Consider the following 25,939-nt stretch of genomic DNA (forward strand, 5'->3'; position numbering starts at 1 on the left):
TGACTGCCCGGTTCGTCCAGGCAGTCCGATCATCGGCAAGGAAGGTCATAGCATCAATTACCTCGCAGGTAATCGAACGACGATTGCAGTTGGCCCTTACACCCCGAGCCACACCCTCACCGGATTGGCCGGGTCGGCGAGCAGCTTCGTGGCAAGCGCGAGGCAGGTGACGACGAGAAGTGGCCGAATGATCTTCGCACCGTTGCGCATCGCAAGCCGCGAGCCGGTCTGGGCACCGAGAAACTGGCCGAGACCCATCAGGAGCCCGATCTTCCAGAGCACGGCGCCGGTCATCAGGAAGACCAGGAAGGCGCCGACATTGGAGCCGAGGTTCAGGAGCTTGGTGTGGGCCGTCGCCTTCAGCATGCCGAAGCCGGCAAGCGAGACGAAGGCGAGCATGAAGAAGGAGCCCGTTCCCGGACCGAAGATGCCATCGTAGAGGCCGATCGCCGGAACGACGGTCACGCCGAAGAGCGTGTGCGAGAGGCGGCGGTGCCGGTCCTCGTCGCTTAGGTTCGGCTTGAAGGCGAAATAGAGGGCGATCGCGACGAGGAGGAAGGGCATCAAGACCCGCAGTGCCTCGCCGGGGACGATGGTCGCGATCATCGCGCCGATGGCGCCGCCGAGGACCGCCATCGCCGCCATCGGGCGCTGCGCCTTCAGGTCGACATGGCCCTTGCGCGCATAGGCGAGCGTCGCCGAGAGCGCGCCGAATTGCGACTGCAGCTTGTTGGTGCCGAGCGTCTGGAGCGGCGGAATGCCGGCGATCAGCATGGCGGGCAGGGTGATCAGCCCGCCGCCGCCGGCGATCGAATCGACGAAGCCCGCGACGAAGGCCGCGATGAACAGGAGAACGAAGGCTTGCAGGGCGAGATCGGCCACGAAACGACTCTTTCGGGAGCGGTTGAGAACGGCCGGCACTCTTGCACCAGCGATCCACGCCGGGCAACCGTCTTGCCGCATGTCGTCTGTCGCCGGTCGGGGCCGTGGCGCAGACTCCACAGCTTCCGGCGCAATCCGGTTTGACCGCGGCGGTGCGCTTCGGTAAACCACTCGCTAATGTGCGACGGCGCCTGTTTGACAGGCTGGAAATAGTCCGGTGCGGCCGACCCAAGTCGGGGGCCAAGTCCGGAGCTGTCCCGATGGCCGCAGGACCGCTCGACGGTTCTGGCGCTTCGTACATGTCGAGAGCAACGAAGCAGGAGGCCCGAACGAATGACGGAAAAACTCGGAATCATGGTCTGCGGCCACGGCAGCCGCAACCAGAACGCCGCGCGCGAATTCGCGGTGATCGCGGAGGCGCTGAAGGCCCGCAATCCCGACCTTCCGGTCGAATACGGCTATCTGGAATTCTGCAATCCGGTGATTTCCGCCGGCCTCGACAAGCTTCGCGCGCAGGGCGTCACGCGGGTACTGGCGATCCCCGGCATGCTCTTTGCCGCCGGCCACGCCAAGAACGACATCCCGTCGGTGCTCAACACCTATCAGGCCCAGAATCCCGGCATGGTCATCGAATACGGGCGCGAGCTCGGCATCGACCTCAAGATGATCCGCGCCGCCGGCGACCGCATCCAGGAGGCGATCGACAAGGCGAACGCCGAACTCGGCTTCGTCGACAAGCACGAGACGCTGCTGATGGTCGTCGGCCGCGGCTCCTCCGATCCGGACGCCAATTCCAACGCCGCCAAGGTCATGCGCATGCTGTGGGAAGGCATGGGCTTCGGCTGGGGCGAGACCTGCTATTCCGGCGTAACCTTCCCGCTCGTCGAGCCGGGTCTCACCCACGCGGCCAAGCTCGGCTACAAGCGCATCATCGTGTTTCCGTATTTCCTCTTCACCGGCGTTCTGGTGAAGCGGATCTATTCCTACACGGACGAGGTGGCGGCGCGTCATCCCGAGATCCAGTTCGTCAAGGCGAGCTACCTGAACGACCATCCGCTCGTGCTCGAAGCCTTCCAGGACCGGGTGAAGGAAGTCCTCGAAGGAGCTGCGGTGATGAACTGCCAGATGTGCAAGTATCGCGAGCAGGTGCTCGGTTTCGAGGCCGATCTCGGCCAGCCGCAGGAAAGCCATCACCATCACGTCGAAGGCATCGGCGGCGGGCTGGAAAACTGTCCGTGCAAGGGCGACTGTGATGCCTCCTGCCGCGATCCCGATTTCTGCAAGGAGCATGGTTTGCCCTGGACTCCCGTCCATTCCCATGCCGAGCCGAACGACCTCGAACCGGCCTTTGACTACGCGGCTTCGACCACGCTCGGCGGCAAGTACGGCCATCTGCTGAATGCAGCGCCGGATGCCGAACTCGACGCGGTGATGAATGCCCCATCCAGCGGCAAGCCCCATGTCCACGAGCATGGTCCCAACTGCGGCTGCGGCCATCATCACCACGACCACGGTCACGATCATCACCACCATCATGACCACGACCATGGACATGCACACCATCATGGCCACGGGCACAGCCATGATCGCGGCCACCATCACGCGCCTTACCCGCATGCCGACCATCCGCACGGCCCGAAGTCGATGCAGAAGAGATGATGAAGCGTTTCTCAGGGGGTGACCATTGACCGTCCCCCTCGACTACATCCGCGATCCCGTAGAGATCTACCGCCGGTCCTTCGAGACGATCCGGGGCGAGGCCGATTTGTCGCGCTTTGCCAACGGCATGGAAGCGCTCGCTGTCCGGTTGATCCATGCCTGCGGCATGGTCGATCTCGCCGGTGATATCGCCTTTTCGGAGGGCGCCTTCGAGGCGGGGGCTGCGGCGCTCGCCGGCGGTGCGCCGATCCTCTGCGATGCCGAAATGGTCCGCCATGGCATCATCCGCCGGCTGCTGCCGGCCGGAAACGAGGTGATCTGCCTTCTCGCCGACGAGCGGGTGCGCCCCAAAGCGGCCGAGATCGGCAATACCCGCTCGGCAGCCCAGGTCGATCTCTGGGGCGAGCGGCTCGACGGTGCTGTGGTGGCGATCGGCAATGCTCCGACGGCGCTCTTCCGGCTGCTCGAACGGCTCGATGTCGGCGCGCCGAAGCCGGCCGTTGTCCTCGGCTTTCCGGTCGGTTTCGTCGGAGCGGCCGAAAGCAAGGAGGCGCTGATCGCCGATCCGCGCGGCGTGCCGTTCATTGCCGTTCGGGGCCGTCGCGGCGGTTCGGCCATGGCGTCGGCGGCCGTCAATGCGCTCGCCGGAGGGTTGGGCACCAATGACTAGGCGCTGGCTCACCATCATCGGCATCGGCGACAACGGCCTCGAAAGCCTCACACCCGAGGCGCAGGCGCTTCTCTGGCAGGCCGAGACCATCGTGCTCGGCGAGCGGCTCGACGGCGTCCTCGAGGGCGGTCAGGTGCAGGGGCTGAAGCGTGTGCTCACCTGGAACGGCGGCTTCCGGGAGACGCTGTCCGAGTTGCTCAAGTTGCGTGGTACGCCGGTGACCGTGCTCGCGACCGGCGATCCGATGCATTTCGGCATCGGCGCGACGCTGCGGCGCTATGTGCCGGCGGAAGAGATGGTCGTGCTGCCGTCACCGTCGGCCTTCTCGCTCGCCGCCGCCCGGCTCGGCTGGCCGCTGCAGTCGGTGGCGCAGATCTCGCTCCATGGCCGGCCGCTCTCCCATCTCAACCGGCACCTGCTGCCGGGTGCGCGCATTCTGGCGCTGACCTCGGGAGCGGAGACGGTCCGCGACGCGGCGAGCCTTCTCGTCCGCCGCGGCTTCGGAGCCTCCGTGATCACCGTGCTCGACCATATGGGCGGTGCCGCAGAGCGGATCACCGTGATGAGCGCCGAGGCCTTTGCGGCGGAGACGCCGGCGATCTCGGAGTTCAACACGCTGGCGATCGATTGTGCCGCCGATGGACCGCTTCTCGCGCCGGTGCCCGGCCTGCCGGACGAGACCTTCGTGCATGACGGCCAGTTGACCAAGCGCGAGGTGAGGGCGGTGACGCTGTCGCTGCTCGCACCCTTTCCGAATGCGCTTCTTTGGGATGTCGGAGCCGGCTGCGGCTCGATAGCGATCGAGTGGCTGCGCTGCGGCATGGGCACACAGGCGGTGGCGATAGAGGCGCGGGCTGAGCGGGTGACGATGATCCGTACCAATGCCGAGACGCTCGGTGTTCCGGATCTGCAGCTGGTCGATGCCCCTGCGCCGGAAGGGCTCGAAGGGCTCGAGGCGCCGGACCGTGTCTTCATCGGCGGCGGCCTGACCCACGACGGCGTCTTCGAGGATTGCTGGGCGGCGCTGAAGCCCGGCGGCCGGCTGGTCGCCAATGCGGTGACGATCGAGGGCGAGGCGAGGCTTGCGGATCTCAGGGGCCTTCACGGCGGCGAACTCACCCGGATTTCGGTGTCGCGCGGTGCGCCGGTCGGGCGCTATTGCGGCTGGAAGCCGCTGATGCCGGTGACCATCTGGTCGGTGACGAAGGGGGACACTGCATGACCGGCAAGCTTTACGGCCTCGGCCTCGGCCCCGGCGATCCCGAACTGCTGACGCTGAAGGCGCATCGCATCCTGACGTCGGTTCCGGTGATCGCCTATCCGGCACCGGATACGGGGCCGAGCTTCGCCCGCCAGATCGCCGCTCCGCACCTTCCGGGAACACAGGTGGAAATTCCGATCGTCGTGCCGATGCGCGTCGAGCGCTTCCCGGCGCAGGAGATCTACGACGAGGCGGCGGAAGCGATTGCCGGCCGTCTCGAGGCCGGGCAGGACGTCGCGGTGCTGTGCGAAGGCGATCCCTTCTTCTTCGGTTCGTTCATGTATCTCTTCGAACGACTCTCCGGCCGCTTCGAGACGGAGGTCGTGCCGGGCGTCTCCTCGATGATGGCGGCGGCGGCGGCCCTCGGCCGGCCGCTCGCGGCGCGAAACGATGTGCTGAGCGTCGTGCCGGGCCCGCTCGACGACGATATCATGCGTGCCCGCATCGAGGCGGCGGGTGCCGTGGCGATCATCAAGGTCGGCCGGCACTTTTCCCGCGTCCGGGCGCTGATCCGCGCGATGGGGCTCGAAGCCGCCGCCGGTTACGTCGAGCGCGTGAGCCTTGCCGAGCAGCGCGTCCTGCCGCTCGCCGAAGTCGGCGAGGACGTGGCTCCATACTTTTCGATGATCCTTATCTACAAGGGCGGGGAGGGCTGGAATGCCGGCCTCTCGCCGCGGACCTCAAACGGAATGCCCTCATGAGCGAACTGAACAAACCGGCCGTCGTCATCCTGTCGGACAAGGCCCTCGATCTCGGCCGGCGCATCGCGCTTGCAACCGGGGGCGAGCTGCACGGCGCGAGCGCGCGCGTCACGTCCGCCGATCGCCTGTTCGATGATGTGAAGGCGCATCTGGCGGGGCTCTTCGCCGAGGGCCGGCCGATCGTCGCGGTCATGGCGTCCGGCGCCGTCATCCGCCTTCTCGCGCCGCTTCTCTCCGACAAGCAGGCCGAGCCGCCGGTGCTCTCTGTCTCCGAGGACGGTGCCTCGGTCGTGCCGCTCCTCGGCGGCCATCACGGCGCCAATGATCTGGCGCGGACGATCGCCGGCGCGCTCGATGCCCATGCGGCCGTGACCACTGCCGGCGACCTCCGGTTCGGTGTAGCGCTCGACGATCCGCCGGCCGGCTACGTGCTCGCCAATCCGGAGAACGCCAAGGCGGTGATGGCCGAGCTGGTCGCCGGGGCGAAGGCGAGGCTCGCTGTCTCCTCTCCCCAGCGGGGAGAGGGTGGCGCGATAGCGCCGGGTGAGGGGGCGGCACCCGACAAGTTCAGCCTTTTGTCCCCCTCATCCGGTCCTTCGGACCACCTTCTCCCCGTCGGGGAGAAGGGAACGGCGCCGCTCGCCGACTGGCTTACCGCCTCGCGCATCCCCTTCGCCGACGACGGGGGCGTGACGTTGGCCGTCACCGACCGCCCGAAGAAGGCAGGCCCGCTGGAACTCGTCTATCATCCAAAGACGCTGGTGCTCGGCGTCGGCTGCGAGCGGCACGCCTCTACCGACGAGGCGATCGCACTCGCCGAAAAGGCTCTTGCAGCGGGCGGACTGGCGCGGGAGAGCCTCGCAGCCGTCGCCTCGATCGACGTCAAGGCGGACGAGGCGGCGGTGCATGCCGTGGCCGCGCATTTCGGCGTGCCGGCCAGGTTCTTCGACGCCGCGACGCTGGAGGCGGAAACGCCCCGGCTCAAGAACCCGTCCGATATCGTCTTCGCCGAGGTCGGCTGCCACGGCGTCGCCGAGGGCGCGGCGCTCGCGGCCGTCGGGCCGGCCGGGGAACTCGTCGTCGAAAAGATCAAGTCGAAGGGCGCGACCGCCGCAATTGCCCGTGCGCCGGCGATCGTCGATCCCGAAACCATCGGCCGTGCACGCGGAAAGCTCTTCGTCGTCGGCATCGGTCCCGGTGCCGACCATTGGCGCTCGCCGGAGGTCTCGGCGATGGTTTCCGCCTCGACCGACCTCGTCGGCTATTCGCTCTATCTCGATCTTCTCGGTCCGCTCGCCGAGGACAAGGCGCGCCACGATTTCGACCTCGGCAAGGAAGAGGCGCGCGTCGTGCGGGCTATGGAGCTTGCCGGAGAAGGCCGGACGGTGGCGCTGGTCTGCTCGGGAGATGCGGGCATCTACGCCATGGCGACGCTGGTCTTCGAACTCTTCGACAAGGGCGGCATTTCGGACGCCGCGCGCCGCATCGAGGTGCAGGTTTCTCCCGGCATTTCGGCGCTGCAGGCGGCGGCGGCGCGCATCGGTGCGCCACTCGGCCACGATTTCTGCACCATCTCGCTCTCCGACCTCCTGACGCCGTGGGAGCATATCCAGCGACGCGTCAGGGCGGCGGGCGAGGGCGACTTCGTCATCGCCTTCTACAATCCGGTGTCGATGAAGCGGCGCACGCAGCTTGCCTGGGCGCGCGAGAAGCTGCTCGAATACCGCCCGGCCACCACGCCGGTGATCCTTGCCACCAATCTCGGCCGCCCCGGCGAACACGTCCGCACCGTGCCGCTCGGCGCGCTGAACGTCGACGATGTCGACATGCTGACGGTCGTCGTCGTCGGCTCGTCGGAAAGCCGCACGGTCGTGACCGGTGACGGCAAGACCTGGGTCTATACGCCGCGCGGCTATTCGGGGAAGGCGGATACGGGGATGGCGTCGTGAACTGGATGGCCGTGGCGCGTGCCATACCCCCCTCTGGCCTGCCGGCCATCTCCCCCACAAGGGGGGAGATTGGACTGCGGGAAACGCTGTCCGCTATGGCAAGGTGCGGGGCGAGCGAGGCGTGCCAAATGAGTTCAACGTCAGCGGGGGTGCATGAGGCTTGCCCCAGGCCGTTCTCCCCCCTTGTGGGGGAGATGCCCGGCAGGGCAGAGGGGGTTGAAGCCTTCGTAGACATGAGGAAAACAGCATGACTGTCTATTTCATCGGTGCCGGACCCGGCGCCCCCGACCTCATCACCGTCCGGGGCCTCAGATTGATCGAGCGCTGCCCGGTCTGCCTCTATGCGGGCTCGCTGGTGCCGGAGGAGATCGTCAAGGCGGCGCCCGAAGGCGCGATCGTCAAGGATACCGCGCCGATGCATCTCGATGCGATCGTCGCCGAGATGGAGGCGGCCCATGGCCGTGGCGAGGATGTCGCGCGCGTTCACTCCGGCGACCCCTCGATCTACGGCGCCATCGCCGAACAGATGCGCCGGCTCGACGCACTCGGCATCCCCTATGACGTGGTGCCGGGCGTGCCAGCCTTTGCCGCGACCGCCGCCCGGCTCAAGACGGAACTCACGCTGCCGGAAATCGCCCAGACGATCATCATCACCCGCACCGAGATGAAGGCGTCGTCGATGCCGGAATTCGAGACGCTGGAGATCCTCGGCAAGTCGCGGGCGACGCTCGCGATCCACCTGTCGATCCGCAACCTGCCGCACATTCGCGAGGTTCTCACGCCCTATTACGGTGAGGATTGCCCGGTGGTGGTCGCCTACCGTTCGACCTGGCCGGACGAGCAGTTCATCCGCACGACGCTGAAGGACATGCAGGCGGCGGTGCGCGAGGCGAAGATCACCCGCACGGCCCTCATCATGGTCGGCAAGGTCTTCGGCTCGGTCGAGTTCCGCGACAGCGATCTCTACAATTCGCAGTTCAGCCACGTGCTGCGGAACGTCGGCAAGAAGAAAAAGCAGGCGGCCGGCTGAACCATGGAACGCGCGGAGGGTTGGGACTTCGAGGCCGAGCTCTGGGAGTACAAAGGCAAGGGTGCCTGGCACTTCGTCACCCTTCCGCCCGAGGTCGGTTTCGCGATCCGCTGCGCCAGCGAAGGTCGCCGTCCCGGCTGGGGCATGGTGGCGGTGACGGCGGAAATCGGCGACGTCGACTTCCAGACCTCGGTCTTTCCCGACAAGGCGTCGGAAAGCTATCTGCTGCCGGTCAAGGCCGCGGTCCGCAAGGCGGCACGGGTGAAGGCCGGCGACATGCTGAAGGTCCGGATCGTTCTCCAGCGGTGAGTACGGACAATCGCGCGTTGTCCGGCTGTTGCCCTTCCACACGCGCACGCTATGGTGTGCCGGCGTCTGAAACGGAGATTCCCATGACAGCCGGAGGTAACGTGACGGAAGGTAGTTGCCGCTGCGGACAGGTGCGCCTCAAGGCGCGCGGCAGACCGATGCTGACCATGGCCTGCCATTGCACGGGCTGCCAGAAAATGACCGCAAGCGCCTTCTCGCTGAGCTCGCTCTATCCGCAGGATGCGGTGGAGGTAGGCGGACTGGAGCCGGTCATCGGCGGGCTCCACGGCGAGCTGCACCACTATTGCTGCCCCTATTGCATGAGCTGGCTGTTCACCCGCGCCGAGATGATGGGGCCGTTCGTCAATCTGCGCGCGACCATGCTGGACGATGCGTGCGATTTTCGCCCGTTCGTTGAGACCTACACGAGCGAGATGTTGCCCTGGGCGACGACGCCGGCGAAGCACAGTTTCGAGAAATTCCCGCCGATGGAGGCCTATGCCGGCCTGATTGCGGAATTCGCCGGAGCCGGCGCCTGACAGCTTGGCCTTCGCGTCCGAAATGCGATAAGACGGCTGCCTCATCTTTCGACAGCGACACACTCCCGGCGGTTTCATGCAAAAGGTCATCTTCGATACGGATCCGGGCGTCGACGACGCCATGGCGCTGCTCTTTCTCCATCATCATCCGGATGTCGACCTGCTCGGGGTCACGACGGTCTTCGGCAATGCCCGGATCGAGACGACCACGCGCAACGCGCTCTTCCTGAAGCGCGAGTGGAAGATCGACGCGCCGGTGGCAAGAGGCGCCGGCGAGACCTTCATCCCGCATCGCATCAGCCACGAACCGCCGACCTTCATCCATGGTGACGACGGTCTCGGCAATATCGGCGTGCCCGATGTTTTCGACGTGCCGCTCGATCCTCGGCCGGCCCATCGGTTCATTGTCGAAACTATCCGCGAGAACCCGGGCGAGGTGACGATCGTTGCCGTCGGACGCATGACCAATCTCGCCAACGCGCTGAAGGAAGATCCGGAGATCGTCGATCTCGTGAAGGAAATCGTCGTCATGGGCGGCGCCTTCGAGGTCAACGGCAATGTGACGCCGGCGGCCGAGGCCAATATCCACGGTGATCCGGAAGCCGCCGACATCGTCTTCACGGCCGAGTGGCCGGTGGTGATCGTCGGGCTCGACGTCACCCTCCAGACCGTGATGACCCGGAAGGCGCTCGCCGACATCCGCGACGCCGCCGGCACGCGCGCGAAACTCCTCTTCGACCTCTCGCAGTTCTACATCAAGTTCTACGAGGGGCGTGTGCCGGATGGCATGGTGGTGCACGACAGCTGCGCCTGTGCCTATGTCGTGGCGCCGGAGCTCTTCGAGACCCGCGCCGGCACGGTCCGCGTCGTCTGCGGCGGCATCGCCGACGGCATGACGATCCAGAAGCCGGACGGCCGCACCTTCGGCCCGAGCGACTGGGACGGGCTTCCCTCGCAGCGCATCTGCACCGGCATCGACGCGCCGGCCGTGCTGCAGCTCATCCACGACACCATCGTGTCGGTTAGGGAAGACTGAGAGTAGGGCGGTCGACTGACAGTCACCTCGTTGGTCGGTGCAGCCGAGGTTCGCCCAGCTTGAACCAAGCCTTGGTGATCTTGCCGCCTTCGATTTCGTAGATGCAGATGACGTCGACGTCTCCCGTACCCTCGGGAAAGGTACGGGTCACTGTTTCATGATCCACGACCATGTTTCCGACGACCGATCTCGTCTGCAGTTTTCCGAAGAGGTTTGGCTCTTTGAAACGTTCAACGTGACGCGAGCGAATTTCCGCCTTGCCGTCGGCGAGAAGAGTGGAAGGGAAGGCGTAGTATTTGCAGTCGTCCGCCCACCATTGCATGAACGCGTCGATGTCGCGGGCGTTATAGGCTTCCAACTGCATCCGAACGGGACGAACAACGTCGTTTGAGGCTCTGCTATCCAAAACGGCTTCCTTCTCTTGGGCCGGCGATGACCGACACGCCAATCTTGTCGCCGGGGCACTTCCGTTGCACCTTCGGCGTTCTGGTCGGTTCTCTGATCTTGCCACAGACATTCTTGCCGCGGGAACTGCAAAAGTTTCCGGTGAAGAGTCGCGATTATTCGTTTCGAAAATATTCACCCATGTGGTTGACTATGTGGTGAGTCTCGGATATTCAACCTTTAGGGTGAACAAATGGACGAAGACGCTCTGTCGCGAATTCTGAAAGCCGCCGGTGACACCACACGGCGACAAATCTTGACGCTGCTCGTTCAGGAAGGGGCGTTGAGAGTGACCGCGCTCGCCGCCCATTTCGACATGTCGCTGAATTCCGTCTCGAAGCATATCAAGGTGCTGGAGGAGGCGGGATTGGTCACCCGCCGGACGATGGGTCGCGAGCATTTCATCGCGGCCGAGCTCGAACCGTTGAAGCTCACCGAGAGCTGGTTCGCGCAACTGAAGTCCATCTGGGAGTTGCGCCTGACGGCGCTGGAAAATGCACTCGTTTCAGAGGAAAACGACCATGAGCGAACTTGAACTGACGGTAAGCCGTACGATCCCCGCCTCGCGCGACAAGGTCTTCAACGCCTGGCTGTCGCCGGGCATGCTTTCGAAAGTCATGCGCCCGCCGGGCACCACGAGCGAAGGGGCGAGAGTGACGAACGATCCGGTCAAGGGCGGCCGCTTCTCGATCGTGATGAAGACGCCGGAGAAGGAGATCCCGCATGCCGGCACCTATCTCGAGATTGATCCTTACTCGCGCCTCGCCTTCACCTGGGAATCGCCGTTCTCGCAGGATGACAGCGTCGTCACGATCGACTTTTCCGAGCCGCAGCCCGGCATGACGGACATCACCCTGAAACAGGTGAAGTTCCGCAGCGAGGAGGCGCGTCTCGGCCACATCGAGGGGTGGACCGCGATCCTCGGCTGTCTCGCCGAGACGATCGCCTGACCCGGAGACATCGTCGGGCGGCGTTCAGGCCGCCCGACCCACCATGACGACCGGCAGCTCCAGCTTCCTTGCCGCGACGATCTTGCCGTAGCCCGCCTCGCCGCCCGAGTTGCGGCAGACGAGGTGGGTGATCCGGTGCGCACGGAAGAGGTCTGCCTCCTCCTCGGGATCGGCCGAGGGCTTTCCTAAAATCAGATCGTAATCGGCAAAGCCGAGCGGTTTCTCCGGCGGGTCGACCATGCGAACGACGAAATGGCAATCCGTCCGCGATTCGAATGCGGCAAGATGCTGCCGGCCGAGCGCCAGAAAGACGCGGGCACCGGCGGGCAGGGCGGCTGCGGCCTCGTCGAGGCTCTCCACTTCGATCCAGTCGTCGCCTGGTTGCCTCTCCCAGGCGGGGCGCTCCGGCCGTTCCAGCGGTATCCCGGCCATCGCGCAGGCCAGCCGGGCATTCTGCGAGATCCGGTTCGCGAAAGGGTGTGTGGCGTCGATCACCTTGGCAATTCCGTTTTCGGCGATGTAGCGGGCGAGACCTTCCGCTCCGCCGAAACCGCCGATCCGGATGCGACCGGGGAGCGGCGCGGGATTGCTCGTGCGCCCGGCGAGCGAGGTGACGACATCCGCGCCGGCCTCGACCAGCCGGCGTGCGATCGTCGCTGCCTCCGCGGTCCCGCCGAGGATCAGGACTTTCTCCCGTCGGTCAACCGGCGCGGCCAAGGATCGTGCCTTCCCTGTCGGTGACGACGACGTCGACCTCGACCGGCGCGCCGCGCAGGACGTCGAGAGCGGCCTTTCGGGCGTCGGCGGCGACGACGGCGGCGATATCGATGCCCTCGCTCCGCAGGATTTCGAGGACTTCGAGCGCGGTGTTCGCCTCGTCAATCCTCTTCCTGATGGATTGATTCAGGTTTTCCGTGCAAGGCAGTGAAAGAAAATAGCTATTGTCGATCTGGCTGCGGGAGGAATGGAGGTCGAGCGCGCCCTGCGCGAGCTTGGCCATCTTGGCGAACCCCCCGGCGATCGTCAGCCGCGGCACCGGGTGGACGCGCAGGTATTTGAGAAGGCCGCCGGCGAAATCTCCCATGTCGAGCAGCGCCCCTTCGGGCAGGCCGTAGAGTTCCTGCGCGGTCTTTTCGGATGTCGAGCCGGTGGCTCCGAGGACGTGGGTTATGCCCTCTGCGCGCGCGACATCGATGCCGCGATGGATGGAGTGGATCCAGGCCGCGCAGGAGAACGGGTGCACGATGCCGGTCGTCCCCAGCACCGAAAGACCGCCCAGGATGCCGAGGCGCGGGTTCCAGGTCTGTTTGGCGATTTCCTCGCCGCCGGGAATCGAAATGGTAATCTCGATATCGGCCGGCAGGCCGTGTTCGGCGCAGAGCGTCTCCACTTCGCGGGTCATCATCTGTCGCGGGACCGGGTTGATCGCCGGCTCGTCGACGCCGAGGGGCAGGCCGGGCTTGGTGACGGTCCCGACGCCGTCGCCGGCGACAAAGCGGATACCGCTTCCGGGCGGCAATGGCCGCACCGTGGCGATTACGGTGGCGCCATGGGTGACATCGGGATCGTCGCCGGCATCCTTGACGATGCCGGCCGTGGCATAACCTTCTCCGAGACTTTCGAAGGCGAGCGCGAAGGCCGGCTCCTCGCCGCGCGGCAGGCGAATACTGACCGGGTCCGGGAACTCGCCGGTGATGAGCGCCGTCAGCGCCGCCTTCGTGGCGGCGGTGGCGCAGGCTCCGGTCGTCCAGCCGGGGCGCAGCGGTCCCTTGGGCTTCTCCCGGCTTTCGCCGGCAGTCCCCGTGGTCGTCTTCGGCGCTTCGGTCGTCTCGTTCATGGTTCTCTTATAGGCCAGCGTTTCGGCCTTCGAAAGCACGCAGATGGTGTGTCATGTGATTGCAATTTTGGGACTGCGGGCATAGAGCAAGGCCATGACTGAATTTCCGTTTTCCGATCTGCCGGCGATCGAGCCCGGTCATGTCTGGCTGGCGGGCGCCGGCCCCGGCGATCCGGGGCTTCTGACGCTGCTCGCGGCAAAGGCGCTCGGTGAAGCCGACGTCATCGTCCATGACGCGCTGGTCAACGAGGAGTGCCTGAAGCTCGCGCGTCCCGGCGCCGCCCTCGAATATGCCGGCAAGCGCGGCGGAAAGCCCTCCGCCAAGCAGCGCGACATTTCGCTGCGGCTGGTGGAGCTTGCGAAATCGGGCCTGAAGGTCCTGCGCCTCAAGGGCGGCGATCCCTTCGTGTTCGGCCGCGGCGGCGAGGAGGCGCTGACGCTGATCGAGCACGGCGTTCCGTTCCGCATCGTGCCCGGCATCACCGCCGGGATCGGCGGGCTCGCCTATGCCGGCATTCCGGTCACGCACCGGGAGATCAATCACGCCGTCACCTTCCTCACCGGTCATGATTCCTCCGGCCTCGTTCCGGACCGGATCGACTGGGAAGCGATCGCCAAAGGCTCGCCGGTCATCGTCATGTACATGGCAATGAAACATATCGGGCGCATCTCCGAACAACTGATCGCCGGCGGACGCAGCGCGTCGGAGCCGGTCGCCTTCGTCTGCGATGCCGCGACGGCTTCGCAGAAGGTGCTGGAGACGACGCTCGGCGAGGCGGAGCGGGCGGTCGCAGCCTCCGGCTTCGAGCCGCCTGCGATCGTTGTCGTCGGCGAGGTCGTGCGGTTGAGGCCGTCGCTTGACTGGCTCGGGGCGCTTTCCGGCCGCAAGTTGGTCGCCGATCCTTTCGCCGGCGACAACCGGAAGGACACGGCATGAGCGGGTTGATGATCGCAGCGCCGGCGACCGGATCGGGCAAAACGACTGTGACGCTCGGCCTCCTGCGCGCACTGAAGCGTCTTGGCCACCCCGTCGCGCCCGGCAAGGCGGGGCCGGACTATATCGACCCGGCCTTCCACGCGGCGGCGAGCGGCGAGGTCTGTCTCAACTTCGATCCCTGGGCGATGCGGCGCGAGCTACTGCTCGCCAATGCCGCCCTTCACAGGTCCGGCGGCAAGGACCTCGTCGTCGAGGCGATGATGGGGCTCTTCGACGGTGCCGCCGATGGCCGGGGCTCGGCCGCCGACCTTGCCGCCATCCTCGGGCTTTCCGTGCTCCTCGTCGTCGATTGCGCGCGCTCCTCCCATTCGACCGCCGCCCTCGTCAGCGGCTTTGCCAACTACCGGATCGACACCCGCATCGTCGGCGTGATCCTCAACCGCGTCAGCGGTGATCGCCATGAGGCGATGCTGCGCGATGCCATGGCCGCCATCCGCATGCCGGTGTTCGGGGTCATCCGCACGAACAAGTCGCTGGAACTGCCAGCACGCCATCTCGGACTGGTGCAGGCCGGCGAGCATGGCGAACTCGAAACTTTCATCGACCGGGCGGCCGACCTCGTCGCCTCCTCTTGCGACGTGAAGGCGCTGATCCGCACCGCGCGGCACATTCCCGACCGTGCTTCGGACGCCAACATCGCCCGGCTGATGCCGTTCGGCCAGAAGATCGCGGTCGCGCGCGACAACGCCTTCGCCTTTTCCTACGAGCACATGCTGATGGGCTGGCGTCGTCGTGGCGCGGAAATCTCCTTCTTCTCGCCGCTTGCCGACGAAGCGCCCGCGGACGACTGCGATGCGGTCTACCTGCCGGGCGGGTATCCGGAACTCTCCGCCGGTCAGCTCGCTGCGGCCGGAACCTTCCGCGCCGGCATGGTGGCCGCGCAGGCGCGCGGTGCCCGCATCTTCGGCGAATGCGGCGGCTACATGGTTCTCGGCGAGGCGCTGATCGACGAAGCGGGCGAGAGCCACCGGATGCTCGGCTTCCTGCCGCTGGTGACGAGTTTCGCCAGGCGCAAGCGCCAGCTCGGCTATCGCCTTGTCCGGCCACTTGCCGGGTCCTTCTTCACGACGGAGATGACCGCGCACGAATTCCATTACGCGACGATCGTCTCCGAAGGCGAGGGGGACCGGCTCTTCGCCGCCGAGGATGCGCTCGGCACGTCGCTCGGCGAGGTCGGCCTCAGGCGCGGTTCGGTCGCCGGTTCTTTCATGCATCTCATCGATATCTGCGAGAGCCGATGAGCGGCGTGATCGTGCATGGCGGCGGTATCGGCGCGGCGGCGGCGCTTTACGGCGGGCGCGTCGAGGACTGGCTCGATCTTTCGACCGGCCTCAACCCGTGCCCGCCTGCCGTCCCGGACGTTCCGGCCTCGGCCTGGCAGCGCCTGCCGGACCAGCATCTTCTCGATGCGGTGACGGCCGCGGCGCGTGACTTCTACCGCTCGGGCGAGATGTTGCCGCTTGCCGTACCGGGAACCCAGGCGGCGATCCAGATGCTGCCGCGCCTCGTTCCCGTCGGCGCGCGGGTCGCGATCCTCTCGCCGACCTATGGCGAATATGCACGGGTGTTCGCGCTCGCTGGCCTTGCCGTCGATGCCATCGCCGGACCGGACGATGTGCGTGAGGGCCATGCCGTCGTCGTCGTCGTCAATCCCAACAATCCGGACGGGCGTCTGCTATCGCGCGACGTCTTGAAGCACCTCGCCGTCGATCTTGAGAGCCGCGGTGGCTATCTCGTCGTCGACGAGGCCTTCGCCGACTGCGCGCCGGAGACGAGCGTCGTCGATTTTGTGCCCAGCGCCCCGAACCTCATCGTCTTCCGTTCCTTCGGAAAGTTCTTCGGCATGGCCGGAATCCGGCTCGGTTTCGTCGTCGCGCGGCCGGAGATTCGGGAGCGGATGGCGATCTGGCTCGGGCCCTGGGCCGTCTCTGGACCGGCTCTTTCGGTGACGGTCGCGCTCTTCCGCGGCGATCCGGACGCGATCCGCCGGCGGCTCGCCGAGCGCCGGGCGGCGCTGCAGCGGGTACTCACCGGGGCGGGCCTTCACGTCGCCGGCGGTACGGCGCTTTTCGCGCTCGTCGAAGACCCGCACGCGGAGCAACTCCATACCCATCTTTGCCGGGCGCACATTCTGACCCGCAAGTTCGACTATGCGCCGAACTGGCTGCGCATCGGCCTTGCGCCGGACGAGGCAGCGGATGCGCGCCTCGCCGCTGCCCTTTCGACCTGGAGCGGCGGATGAGCGTCACCGTCTTTGCGATCCTCTTCCTGGCGCTGGTGCTCGACCGTCTCGTCGGCGATCCCGCATGGCTCTGGCAGCGTGTTCGCCATCCGGTGGTGGTCTTCGGCGCAGCGATCGAGGCGCTCGACAGGCGGATGAACCGCGAGTCGCTCGCCGGCGCGATCCGCCGCCGCAACGGGGTTGTGGCAATCGTGCTGCTTCTCACCGGGGCCGCGCTCGCCGGCTGTATGCTGCACGGTTTCTTCGCCGCGCTCGGCCTTGTCGGTTTCCTCCTGGAGGTCGCGGTCGTCGCTGTCCTCTTGGCACAGAAGAGCCTGAAGGACCATGTCGTGGCGGTTGCCGATGGTCTGCGTCGAGAAGGACTGGCTGGCGGGCGCCGCGCCGTTTCGATGATCGTCGGACGCGATCCGGAGACGCTCGACGAGGCTGGCGTCGTCCGTGCCGCCATCGAGAGCCTTGCCGAAAATTTTGCCGATGGCACGGTCGCACCGGCCTTCTGGTACGCCGTCGCCGGCCTGCCGGGCATCTTCGCCTACAAGATGCTGAACACCGCCGATTCGATGATCGGTCACAAAAGCCCGAAATATGTCGACTTCGGCTGGGCATCTGCCCGCCTCGACGACCTCGCCAACTGGCCGGCGGCCCGGCTGTCGAGCCTGCTGATCGCCGCCGGTGCGGCGATACGTCAGGGGTGCGCCGCCGCCCGTTGTTCGCTCTCCGTCGCCTTCCGCGACAGCGGTCTCCACCGTTCGCCCAATTCGGGCTGGCCCGAAGCGGCGATGGCGGGTGCGCTGGACGTCCGGCTTGCCGGTCCGCGCATCTACGGCGGCCGGCTGGTCAGCGAACCGATGATCAACGGCGCCGGCCGGGCCACGGCCGAAGCGGGCGACATCGGTGCGGCCATCGGCATCTTCGAGGCCGCCTGCTCGTCGCTCGCCGTACTCGCACTCGGCCTGACGGTGGTCGCCATCCTGCTCTGAGGGGCCTTCCGGCCTATTGGTGTTTGTTTACGCCTTTTGCGCTAATATCAGTCGGTTCTCACGCTCAACGGGAGTGTTCGGGGGATGCGCCGGCTTGCCGCCTTGTTCTTGATCGCCGTCTTCTCGGCTGCCGGTCCTGCCGCGGCCTTCGCCGATACCGTCATCGCCCAGATCAGCCTCTCGGCGCAGACGATGCGGGTCTCGGTGAACGGCGAGCCGCAATACACCTGGAAGGTCTCCACCGCGCGCCGCGGTTACCGGACGCCGACGGGCATCTTCACCGCCCGCTGGGCCTCGCGCTATCACCGGTCGCGCAAGTATGACAACGCGCCGATGCCTTACGCGATCTTCTTCAAGGGTGGCTATGCCATCCACGGCACCTACGAGGTGAGGAGCCTCGGGCGGCCGGTCTCGCACGGCTGCGTGCGGCTCCACCCGGATAACGCGGCAATTTTCTTCGCGCTCGCCACCAGCAACGGCCTCGCAAACACGAAGGTCATCATTGCGCGTTGAGATGGCAACGCCGAACTGCGCCCGGCTTGGGCGGGTGTCGCGCGGTCCATGAGGTTGGTTTGCCGGTAGGATCAGTCGTTGCCGGCGACGCAGCGCAGCCGTTCGAGGCTCGGCACCGTGACGTGGCGGTTGTTCTCGATGACGATGATGCCTTCCTTGCGCAGCTTCGTCATCTGCCGGCTCACGGTCTCGATCGTCAGCCCGAGGAAATCGGCGATATCGGCACGCGACAGCGGCAGGTCGAACGTGCGCGGGCTCGCGTTCTCCGGATCGATGTGCGTGGCGATCAGGTGGAGGAAACTTGCGACCTTCTCCTGGGCCGTCTTGCGGCCGAGGGTGAGCATCCAGTCGCGCGCCTCGTCGAGTTCCTTCAGCGACTGCTCGTAGAGCATTCGCTCGAAATCCGGCGTCTCGTTGACGATGCGGTCGATCAGCGCCCGCGGGAACGTGCAGATCTCGGTGTCGGTCGCCGCCTCGGCGGTGACGGTGCTCTCTTCCTGATGCGGCCGGCCGAGGAAATCCGGCGCGAACTGCAGACCGACGATCTGCTGGCGGCCGTCAGCCATCATCTTGGAAAGCTTCACCACCCCGTTCAGGATGTTGCTGTAGGTGGAAACGGACTCGCCCTGGCCGATGACCTCGTTTCCGGCCTCCACCTTGCGGCGGGAGGAGTGCTTGTTGAGTTCCACCAACTGCGGAACGCTGAGGCTCGCGCAGACACCACCATGGCGTGCTTCACAGGCCTTGCAGACCGCAGGGCCTTCACACTCCAGAACGTTTCTCTTGAGGGCATCCATAATGTCGATCGGTCTCATCTGCCCGCCCATCCCTACGCCTGATCGCGCTTACAAGGAACGCCCTGTTTCGACCGCGAAAGGTGCCGCGCACCCTCCGGTTTTCTTATGCCGTAATTTTAACAGCAAATTGATCGAAGTCAAAGGCTGGGGGCCTGTCTACTGTTAATAATTAAGCAATTGCTTATCCTGACAATTGCGGTGAACTTCATGCGAGAAGGCCTTCTGGGCAAGTATTCCGGCGCGGTGCCACGTTACACGAGTTATCCGACCGCGCCACATTTTCACGAGGGCATCGGCTGCGACAAATATGCGCAATGGCTACAGAATCTCGGAAAAGGGCAAGATATCTCGCTCTATATCCACATTCCTTATTGCGATCGGTTGTGCTGGTTCTGCGCCTGCCACACGAAACACACGCTGAAATACGAACCGATCACGGCCTATCTCGAAGCGCTCCACAGTGAGATCGCCCGTGTCGGCGGGCTCGTCGATCGCGACGCGAAAGTGAGTGCGGTGCATTTCGGCGGCGGTTCGCCGACCATGCTGAAGCCGGAAGACATGATCGCCCTGATGGCGGCGCTGCGCGAACACTTCTCCTTCCGCGACGATGCGGAGATCAGCGTCGAGATGGACCCGAACGATCTCGATGACGCACGCTACGACGCGCTCGCCGCGATCGGCATGACCCGGGCAAGCCTCGGCGTCCAGGATTTCAATCCGGACGTGCAGAAGGCGATCAACCGTATCCAGACCTTCGAGCACACCAGAGGTGTCGTCGAGGCGGTCAGGGCGCGGGGCGTGCACTCGGTCAATTGCGACATTCTCTACGGCCTGCCGTACCAGACGCTGGAGACGCTGGAAGCCACCGTCCGGGATATCCTGTCGCTCGCACCCGACCGGATCGCGCTCTTCGGCTATGCCCACGTGCCGTGGATGAAGAAGCACCAGACGATGATTCCGGAAGAAGCGCTTCCCGGTGTTGAGATGCGTTTCCGCCAGATGAACCGCGCCGCCGAGATGCTGGTGGAGGCGGGTTACGAAGCGATCGGCATCGACCATTTCGCCCGGCCCGGCGACAAGCTCGCGATCGCGAGCCGCGAGGGGCGGCTCCGCCGCAACTTCCAGGGCTATACCGACGATGCGGCCGATGCGCTGATCGGTCTCGGCGCTTCCTCGATCGGGCAATTGCCTGAGGGCTATGTGCAAAATATGCCGGCGACCGGCGAGTACCAGAAGATGGCGCTGGGGCAGGGGCTGACGGTCGTGCGCGGGATCGAGCTCACCGATAACGACCGCATGCGTGCACAGGTCATCGAGGACCTGATGTGCCGCTTCGCCTTCTCCTTCGCCGACCTTCGAAACCGATTCCCCGAGATTGCCGAGAGGGTGATCGCCGAAGCACGGCAGTATGTCGCAAGCAATGGCGACGGCGTTTGCGAACTCGTCAACGACCAGTTCCGCATCACCGAGACCGGCAAGCCTTTCACCCGCAGCATCGCGGCGGTCTTCGACAGTTACCTCTCGACCGGCAAGGGTCGCCATTCGATTGCTGTTTGAGCAACACTGCAACGGCAAATTTTCCTGCCGGCGAAACAGGGCATTGGCTTTTGGGCGAGTTTTCCCTATGTGGAACTCGGATTTAAGACATATGAGGTAATTGGCGTGAGCGCTACATTCGACAAAGTTGCCGACATCATCGCTGAAACGAGCGAGATCGATCGCGAAACCATTACGCCCGAAAGCCATACGATCGACGATCTCGGCATCGACAGCCTGGACTTCCTCGACATCGTTTTTGCGATCGACAAGGAATTCGGCATCAAGATCCCGCTCGAGCAGTGGACGCAGGAAGTCAACGAGGGCAAGGTTTCCACCGAGGAATACTTCGTTCTCAAGAATCTCTGCGCGAAGATCGACGAATTGCGCGCCGCCAAGGGCTGATCGGCCCGGCGGACGAAGCACGATGCTGCTCGAATACTTCCAGATGATCGACAGGGTGGAGGCCGTGAGCCTCCGCGACGGCAAGCTCCGGGCACGCTCGGTCGTGCCGGAGAAGAGCCCTGTCTTCGAAGGTCACTTTCCCGGAATGCCGCTCGTCCCCGGCGTGCTGCTGATCGAGACGATGGCGCAGGCCTCGGGCTTCCTCGTGCTTGCCGTCAGCGGCTTTTCGGCTATGCCCTTCCTGATGTCGGTCGACGGCGCGAAGATGCGCAGCTTCGTCGAGCCCGGCGCCGTGCTCGACATCGAAGCCGAGCTCGAACACGACGGTTCGGGTTTCGCCGTCACCAAGGCGAGGATCGCTTCGGGCGGCAAGAAGATCTGCGACGCCCAGCTCAAACTGCGCACCATGCCGTTCAGCGAGGTGCCGCTCGCGGAGATCGTCCGCAACCGGGCGGTCGAGGTCGGGTTGATGGCGGCCCTCGAAGCGGACGGCGCCGCCTGAGCGACAGGCCGCCCCCGCGGATTTTTCGATAAGCCCTGTCGTCAGGCGAAAGCTATTGCCAGTGCCGCCGCGCAGGGCGTAGGGATGCGCCGGATGGAACGCCGGTCGAAGGATTCCGGCTGAAGGATAGAGAATGAGCAAGAAGCCGAACGACGTGGTGATCACCGGTATTGGCATCGTTACCTGCCATGGAACCGGCAAGGAGCCGCATATCGCCCTGCTGTCCGCCCCGGTCGCACCCGCGCCGGCGGTGGAGACGGAGAAATTCAGGCCGTATCCGGTCCACCGCCTGCCGGAGATCGACTGGTCGACGCAGATCCCCAAGCGCGGCGACCAGCGCCAGATGGAGAACTGGCAGCGGCTCGGCGTCTATGCGGCCGGGCTTGCTCTCGACGATGCCGGGCTGAAGGACAATGCCGAACTCTGCGGCACCATGGACCTGATCGTCGCTGCCGGCGGCGGCGAGCGCGACGTCAATGTCGATACGCTGATCGTCAACGAGGCCCTGCGACGCAATGATCGCGACAGGCTGCTCGTCGAGAAGCTGACGACCGAGCTTCGCCCGACCCTGTTCCTGGCGCAGCTTTCCAATCTCATGGCCGGCAATATTTCGATCGTGCACAAGGTCACCGGTTCCTCCCGCACCTTCATGGGCGAGGAATCGGCCGGCATTTCGGCGATCGAGACGGCCTTCGCCCGCCTGCGTTGCGGCCAGTCCACCCACACGCTCGTCGGCGGCGCCTTCATCGGCGAACGTCCCGATATCCTGCTGCTCGTCGAAGGCATCCGGGCGCATGCGACCGGCGAATGGCGGCCCCTGTGGTCGCGTTCCGAGGATGCCGGTGGCGGCATGATGCTCGGCTCGGTCGGCGCCTTCCTCGTGCTCGAAAGCCGGGAACATGCCGAGGCCCGCGGCGCCCATGTCTACGCCGTTCTCGACGCCGTCGAGGGTGATCGCGGCAGCCGTGATGGTGACCGCTTCGAAGCCCGCATCGAGCGCCTGCTCTCCGATGTCGCGGACGCAGCCTCCGATACGGTCGTCTTTTCCGGTTCGAGCGGCCTGCACGACCTGGCCCGTCGCGAAAAGGCCGTGCTCGACCGTCGCTTCCCTGCAGCGCCGCTGCGCGGCTACGGCGGCAGCACGGGCCACGGCATGGAAGCGCAGTTCCCGCTCGGGCTTGCACTTGCCGCCCTTGCTCTCGATGGCCACGTGAAGGTGCCGCCCTTCGATCCGGCCCATGAAGCGGCGATGGCCGCGCCCGCCCGCCATGCCGTCGTGACGACGGTGGGCTATGTCCACGGCGAGGGCGTCGCCCTCGTTTCGGCCGACGCGTGAGGAGGAACGGATCCATGACCGACAACCGCTTCAAGGATCATCTCGGGCGCCCCATCGTCGTCGTGACAGGCATGGGCGTGATCACTTCGCTCGGCCAGGGGATCGAGGACAACTGGAACGCGCTGACCGCCGGCAAGTCCGGCATCCATGCGATCAAGCGCTTCCCGACCGAGGGCATGCCGACGCGCATCGGCGGCACCGTCGATTTCATCGATATCCCTGCGGCCAATGCCGTCGAGCGGTCCTACGCGCTCGCGCGCGAGACCACGATCGAGGCACTGGGCCAGGCCGGCCTTTCGGGCGACTTCAACGGTCCTCTCTTCCTCGCAGCTCCGCCCGTCGAGCCGGAATGGTCGGACCGCTTCGCGCTCGCCGAGCGCGCGCCGCCGCCGGATCATGACGGCGATGTCTATGAGCGCTTCCTCGCCGCGATGCGCGAGAAGCCCGATCCGGTTTTCCTCGAAGCGGTGCAGTTCGGCTCGATCTCGGAACGGCTCGCCGACCGCTTCGGCACCCGCGGACTGCCGGTCACGCTCTCGACCGCCTGCGCCTCGGGCGCCACCGCGATCCAGCTCGGCGTCGAGGCAATCCGCCAGGGGCGCACCGAGCGTGCGCTGACGGTTGCCACCGACGGTTCGATCAGCGTCGAGGCGGTGATCCGTTTCTCCCTGCTGTCTGCTCTGTCGACCCAGAACGATGCGCCGGAAAAGGCGTCCAAGCCCTTCAGCAAGGATCGTGACGGCTTCGTGATCGCCGAGGGCGCGGCAACGCTCGTCCTCGAATCGATGGAATCGGCCGTCGCCCGCGGGGCGAAGATCCTCGGCGTCATGAAGGGATGCGGCGAGAAGGCCGATCATTTCCACCGCACGCGCTCCTCTCCGGACGGCGGCCCGGCAATCGCCACCATGCGCGCGGCGCTCGCCGACGCAGGGATCGGCGAGGGGGACATCGACTACGTCAACGCCCACGGCACCTCGACGCCGGAAAACGACAAGATGGAATACGGCGCGATGCTCGCCGTCTTCGGCGACCGGCTGAAGCAGATTCCGGTGTCGTCGAACAAGTCGATGATCGGCCACACGCTGACGGCGGCGGGCGCGGTCGAAGCGGTCTTTTCCTTCCAGACTATGCTGACGGGCACGATTCCGCCGACCATCAACTACGTCAATCCCGATCCGGCGATGGAGCTCGACGTGGTTCCGAACGTCAAGCGCGCGGCCGAGGTTTCCGCCGTGCTGTCTAATTCGTTCGGCTTCGGCGGCCAGAACGCCAGCCTTGTCATGACGCGTGAACCGGCTTAATCGGGACGCCACGAAAAAGAATGTATCGGAACGCCGAAAGGCGAAGGACGGGATTCATGCGCGCATTGCAGCTGGTCGATGACCGCAAGCTCGAAATTGTCGATCTGCCGGAACCGGAGGCGCCGGGTCCGGGCGAGGTGACGCTGCGGGTCAAGGCCGTCGCGCTCAACCACATCGACGTCTGGGGCTGGCGCGGCATGGCCTTTGCCAAGCGCAAGATGCCGCTGACGATCGGTGCGGAGGCTTCGGGCGTCGTCGAGGCGATCGGCCCCGGCGTCGGCAACATCCTGCCCGGGCAGCTCGCCGCGGTTTACGGTGCGCGCACCTGCGGCCTCTGCAAGCCCTGCCGCGAGGGTCGCGACAATCTCTGCGAACACGTCGGCGGCGTGCACGGCTTCCATCTCGACGGCTTTGCCCAGGAGAAGATCAACCTGCCGGCCCGTCTCCTCGTTCCGGCACCGCCCGGCGTCGATGCGGTCGGCGCGGCGCTTGCCCCGGTGACCTTCGGCACCGTCGAGCACATGCTGTTCGACAACGCCAGGCTCGAACCCGGCGAAACGATCCTCGTCCACGCAGGTGGTTCGGGCATCGGCACAGCGGCGATCCAGCTCGCCAAGAAGATGGGCTGCACCGTCATCACCACGGTCGGTTCGGATGACAAGATCGAGCCGGCAAAGGCGCTCGGCGCCGACCACGTCATCAATTACCGCACCGATCGATTCGAAGGTGTCGTCCGCAAGATTACCAAGAAGAAGGGCGTCGACGTCGTCTTCGAACACGTCGGCAAGGACACCTGGGCCGGCTCCATGTTGTGCCTGAAACGCGGCGGGCGGCTCGTCACCTGCGGCTCGACCTCGGGTGTCTCGACCGACATGAACCTGATGATGCTCTTCCAGCAGCAGCTGAAGCTGCTCGGGTCCTTCGGCTGCCGGATGGAGAACATGGCGAACGCCATGCAGAAGATGGCCCGCGGCATCGTGCATCCGGTGATAGACACCGAGGTGCACCTGGAGGACATCGACATGGCGCTTACCCGCATGGAGACCCGTCAGGTATTTGGCAAGATCATCCTCAGGATGGACTGACGCCTTGAAGCTCTTCGTCACCCGAATCGTCCTTGCCTTGCGCCACTTCCAGCAGTGGCTGGTGGCGCAACTCGCCTTCGGCTTCCTGACGGTGCTCAAGATTCTTCCGGCCGATCCGGCGATCAACTTCGCCGACTGGCTGATGCGCAAGGTGGGTCCGCGGACGCGGCGTCACGGGCTCATGCTCACCAACCTGCGCAATGCTCTCCCCGAGAAGTCCGAGGCCGAGCGGGAAGAGATCGCCATCGCGAGCTGGGGGCACATGGGCCGGCTCGCCGCCGAATATGTCTTCCTAGACCAGCTCTTCGATTTCGATCCGGAAAGGCAGGGCGAGGGGAGAATCGAGGTGAGCGGCATTCCGCTCTTCCTGGAGCTGCGCGATCATCCGCGCCCCTTCATCGTCTTCACCGCGCATACGGCGAATTTCGAGCTGCTGCCGGTCGCAGGTGCCGCCTTCGGCCTCTATGTCAGCGTGCTCTTCCGGCCGCCGAACAATCCCTATATCGCCGAGAAGGTCTTCGACTTTCGCAAGAAGCGGATGGGCAAGCTGGTGCCGTCCCATGCCGGCTCGTCCTTCGCGCTCGCGCGCCAGCTCGAAGCCGGTGGCGGGGTCGGTGTGCTGGTCGACCAGAAGTTCAAGAAGGGCGTCACCACGTCCTTCTTCGGCCGGCCGGTGAAGACCAATCCGCTCCTCGCCAAGCTTGCACGGCAATTCGACTGTGACGTGTACCCGGCGCGGTGCATCCGGCTTCCGGGCAACCGCTTTCGGCTGGAAATCGAACCGAAGATCGAGCTGCCGCGCACTGCCACGGGTCAGCTGGACGTCACCGCGACGGCCCAGCTGCTCAATGACAAGGTCGAATCGTGGGTACGGGAATACCCTGAACAGTGGCTCTGGTATCACGATCGCTGGAATATCAAGCAAAGCCTCGATCTCGGCTGACGAGCCCCGCATGTGTCATCCGGTTTCGGCCGGAA

28 protein-coding genes are annotated in these 25,939 nt (G+C 65.5%); 23 read left to right on the forward strand and 5 right to left on the reverse strand.

Annotation, left to right across the window (positions count from 1 at the left end):
* Positions 1-96: 96 nt before the first annotated feature.
* Entirely contained in the window at positions 97-882 is a 786-nt protein-coding gene (locus EUU22_RS14955) for a TSUP family transporter (RefSeq protein ID WP_129332754.1), read from the reverse strand.
* A gap of 333 nt (positions 883-1,215) precedes the next feature.
* Between EUU22_RS14955 and EUU22_RS14960 the strand changes: the two genes are divergently transcribed.
* The 9 genes from EUU22_RS14960 (at position 1,216) to EUU22_RS15005 (ending at position 10,036) form a co-directional block, all read left to right on the forward strand.
* Positions 1,216-2,541, forward strand: a complete 1,326-nt coding sequence (locus tag EUU22_RS14960) for a sirohydrochlorin chelatase (RefSeq protein ID WP_129332755.1) — start codon at positions 1,216-1,218, stop codon at positions 2,539-2,541.
* 25 nt (positions 2,542-2,566) lie between these two features.
* Positions 2,567-3,211 (forward strand): precorrin-8X methylmutase, encoded by a 645-nt coding sequence (locus tag EUU22_RS14965; protein WP_129332756.1) that lies wholly within the window; start codon positions 2,567-2,569, stop codon positions 3,209-3,211.
* A complete protein-coding gene (gene cbiE / locus EUU22_RS14970; protein ID WP_129332757.1) occupies positions 3,204-4,433 on the forward strand; it encodes a precorrin-6y C5,15-methyltransferase (decarboxylating) subunit CbiE in 1,230 nt (409 codons plus the stop codon). Before EUU22_RS14965 ends, cbiE begins: the two co-directional genes overlap by 8 nt.
* Entirely contained in the window at positions 4,430-5,173 is a 744-nt protein-coding gene (cobI, locus tag EUU22_RS14975) for a precorrin-2 C(20)-methyltransferase (RefSeq protein WP_129332758.1), read from the forward strand. The genes cbiE and cobI overlap by 4 nt, the downstream gene beginning before the upstream one ends.
* The gene (gene cobJ / locus EUU22_RS14980; RefSeq protein WP_129332759.1) at positions 5,170-7,122 is read left to right on the forward strand and encodes a precorrin-3B C(17)-methyltransferase; all 1,953 of its coding nucleotides are present in this window, start codon (positions 5,170-5,172) and stop codon (positions 7,120-7,122) included. Before cobI ends, cobJ begins: the two co-directional genes overlap by 4 nt.
* A gap of 247 nt (positions 7,123-7,369) precedes the next feature.
* On the forward strand, positions 7,370-8,152 hold the full coding sequence (gene cobM / locus EUU22_RS14990) for a precorrin-4 C(11)-methyltransferase (protein WP_129332760.1): 783 nt from the start codon (positions 7,370-7,372) through the stop codon (positions 8,150-8,152).
* 3 nt (positions 8,153-8,155) lie between these two features.
* Entirely contained in the window at positions 8,156-8,461 is a 306-nt protein-coding gene (locus EUU22_RS14995; RefSeq protein ID WP_129332761.1) for a DUF1905 domain-containing protein, read from the forward strand.
* 83 nt (positions 8,462-8,544) lie between these two features.
* Entirely contained in the window at positions 8,545-9,000 is a 456-nt protein-coding gene (locus tag EUU22_RS15000; RefSeq protein WP_129332762.1) for a GFA family protein, read from the forward strand.
* Positions 9,001-9,076: 76 nt separating this feature from the next.
* The gene (locus tag EUU22_RS15005) at positions 9,077-10,036 is read left to right on the forward strand and encodes a nucleoside hydrolase (protein WP_129332763.1); all 960 of its coding nucleotides are present in this window, start codon (positions 9,077-9,079) and stop codon (positions 10,034-10,036) included.
* A gap of 22 nt (positions 10,037-10,058) precedes the next feature.
* Here the strand turns inward: EUU22_RS15005 and EUU22_RS15010 are convergent, their stop codons facing one another.
* Positions 10,059-10,442, reverse strand: a complete 384-nt coding sequence (locus EUU22_RS15010; protein WP_245485053.1) for a nuclear transport factor 2 family protein — start codon at positions 10,440-10,442, stop codon at positions 10,059-10,061.
* A gap of 231 nt (positions 10,443-10,673) precedes the next feature.
* Here EUU22_RS15010 and EUU22_RS15015 point away from each other — a divergent pair, with 231 nt between their 5' ends.
* Together EUU22_RS15015 and EUU22_RS15020 are read left to right on the forward strand one after the other, a co-directional pair.
* Positions 10,674-11,015, forward strand: a complete 342-nt coding sequence (locus EUU22_RS15015; protein WP_129332764.1) for an ArsR/SmtB family transcription factor — start codon at positions 10,674-10,676, stop codon at positions 11,013-11,015.
* The gene (locus EUU22_RS15020) at positions 11,002-11,430 is read left to right on the forward strand and encodes an SRPBCC family protein (protein WP_129332765.1); all 429 of its coding nucleotides are present in this window, start codon (positions 11,002-11,004) and stop codon (positions 11,428-11,430) included. Before EUU22_RS15015 ends, EUU22_RS15020 begins: the two co-directional genes overlap by 14 nt.
* A 24-nt stretch (positions 11,431-11,454) precedes the next feature.
* On the opposite strand, the gene EUU22_RS15025 is transcribed toward EUU22_RS15020, so the two are convergent.
* Together EUU22_RS15025 and EUU22_RS15030 are read right to left on the reverse strand one after the other, a co-directional pair.
* A complete protein-coding gene (locus EUU22_RS15025; protein ID WP_129332766.1) occupies positions 11,455-12,147 on the reverse strand; it encodes a cobalt-precorrin-6A reductase in 693 nt (230 codons plus the stop codon).
* Positions 12,131-13,267, reverse strand: coding sequence for a cobalt-precorrin-5B (C(1))-methyltransferase (locus EUU22_RS15030; RefSeq protein WP_129332767.1), 1,137 nt, complete (start codon positions 13,265-13,267; stop codon positions 12,131-12,133). The genes EUU22_RS15025 and EUU22_RS15030 overlap by 17 nt, the downstream gene beginning before the upstream one ends.
* Before the next feature lie 94 nt (positions 13,268-13,361).
* Between EUU22_RS15030 and cobA the strand changes: the two genes are divergently transcribed.
* From cobA to EUU22_RS15055, 5 genes are all read left to right on the forward strand, one after another.
* Positions 13,362-14,204 (forward strand): uroporphyrinogen-III C-methyltransferase, encoded by an 843-nt coding sequence (gene cobA / locus EUU22_RS15035; RefSeq protein WP_129332768.1) that lies wholly within the window; start codon positions 13,362-13,364, stop codon positions 14,202-14,204.
* Positions 14,201-15,505: a cobyrinic acid a,c-diamide synthase CobB gene (locus EUU22_RS15040; RefSeq protein WP_129332769.1), complete on the forward strand. Its 1,305-nt coding sequence runs from the start codon at positions 14,201-14,203 to the stop codon at positions 15,503-15,505. Before cobA ends, EUU22_RS15040 begins: the two co-directional genes overlap by 4 nt.
* Positions 15,502-16,506, forward strand: a complete 1,005-nt coding sequence (cobD, locus tag EUU22_RS15045) for a threonine-phosphate decarboxylase CobD (protein ID WP_129332770.1) — start codon at positions 15,502-15,504, stop codon at positions 16,504-16,506. Before EUU22_RS15040 ends, cobD begins: the two co-directional genes overlap by 4 nt.
* Entirely contained in the window at positions 16,503-17,486 is a 984-nt protein-coding gene (gene cbiB / locus EUU22_RS15050; RefSeq protein WP_129332771.1) for an adenosylcobinamide-phosphate synthase CbiB, read from the forward strand. Before cobD ends, cbiB begins: the two co-directional genes overlap by 4 nt.
* Positions 17,487-17,570: 84 nt before the next feature.
* Positions 17,571-17,999 (forward strand): L,D-transpeptidase, encoded by a 429-nt coding sequence (locus EUU22_RS15055; RefSeq protein ID WP_129332772.1) that lies wholly within the window; start codon positions 17,571-17,573, stop codon positions 17,997-17,999.
* Positions 18,000-18,070: 71 nt separating this feature from the next.
* Here EUU22_RS15055 and EUU22_RS15060 read toward each other — a convergent pair whose 3' ends face one another.
* A complete protein-coding gene (locus EUU22_RS15060) occupies positions 18,071-18,796 on the reverse strand; it encodes a Crp/Fnr family transcriptional regulator (protein ID WP_129332864.1) in 726 nt (241 codons plus the stop codon).
* Between the two features lie 207 nt (positions 18,797-19,003).
* Between EUU22_RS15060 and hemN the strand changes: the two genes are divergently transcribed.
* The 7 genes from hemN (at position 19,004) to EUU22_RS15095 (ending at position 25,904) form a co-directional block, all read left to right on the forward strand.
* Positions 19,004-20,353, forward strand: a complete 1,350-nt coding sequence (hemN, locus tag EUU22_RS15065; protein WP_129332865.1) for an oxygen-independent coproporphyrinogen III oxidase — start codon at positions 19,004-19,006, stop codon at positions 20,351-20,353.
* 105 nt (positions 20,354-20,458) lie between these two features.
* Positions 20,459-20,737: an acyl carrier protein gene (locus tag EUU22_RS15070; protein WP_112831921.1), complete on the forward strand. Its 279-nt coding sequence runs from the start codon at positions 20,459-20,461 to the stop codon at positions 20,735-20,737.
* A 22-nt stretch (positions 20,738-20,759) separates the two neighbouring features.
* On the forward strand, positions 20,760-21,239 hold the full coding sequence (locus EUU22_RS15075) for a 3-hydroxyacyl-ACP dehydratase FabZ family protein (protein ID WP_129332773.1): 480 nt from the start codon (positions 20,760-20,762) through the stop codon (positions 21,237-21,239).
* A 133-nt stretch (positions 21,240-21,372) separates the two neighbouring features.
* On the forward strand, positions 21,373-22,575 hold the full coding sequence (locus tag EUU22_RS15080) for a beta-ketoacyl-ACP synthase (protein ID WP_129332774.1): 1,203 nt from the start codon (positions 21,373-21,375) through the stop codon (positions 22,573-22,575).
* Positions 22,576-22,589: 14 nt separating this feature from the next.
* On the forward strand, positions 22,590-23,876 hold the full coding sequence (locus EUU22_RS15085) for a beta-ketoacyl-ACP synthase (RefSeq protein ID WP_129332775.1): 1,287 nt from the start codon (positions 22,590-22,592) through the stop codon (positions 23,874-23,876).
* Positions 23,877-23,932: 56 nt separating this feature from the next.
* Positions 23,933-24,961, forward strand: coding sequence for a zinc-binding dehydrogenase (locus EUU22_RS15090; protein WP_129332776.1), 1,029 nt, complete (start codon positions 23,933-23,935; stop codon positions 24,959-24,961).
* Positions 24,962-24,965: 4 nt separating this feature from the next.
* Entirely contained in the window at positions 24,966-25,904 is a 939-nt protein-coding gene (locus EUU22_RS15095; protein ID WP_129332777.1) for a lipid A biosynthesis lauroyl acyltransferase, read from the forward strand.
* Positions 25,905-25,939: the final 35 nt, after the last annotated feature.

The organism is Ciceribacter ferrooxidans (assembly GCF_004137355.1).
Lineage (GTDB): Bacteria > Pseudomonadota > Alphaproteobacteria > Rhizobiales > Rhizobiaceae > Allorhizobium > Allorhizobium ferrooxidans.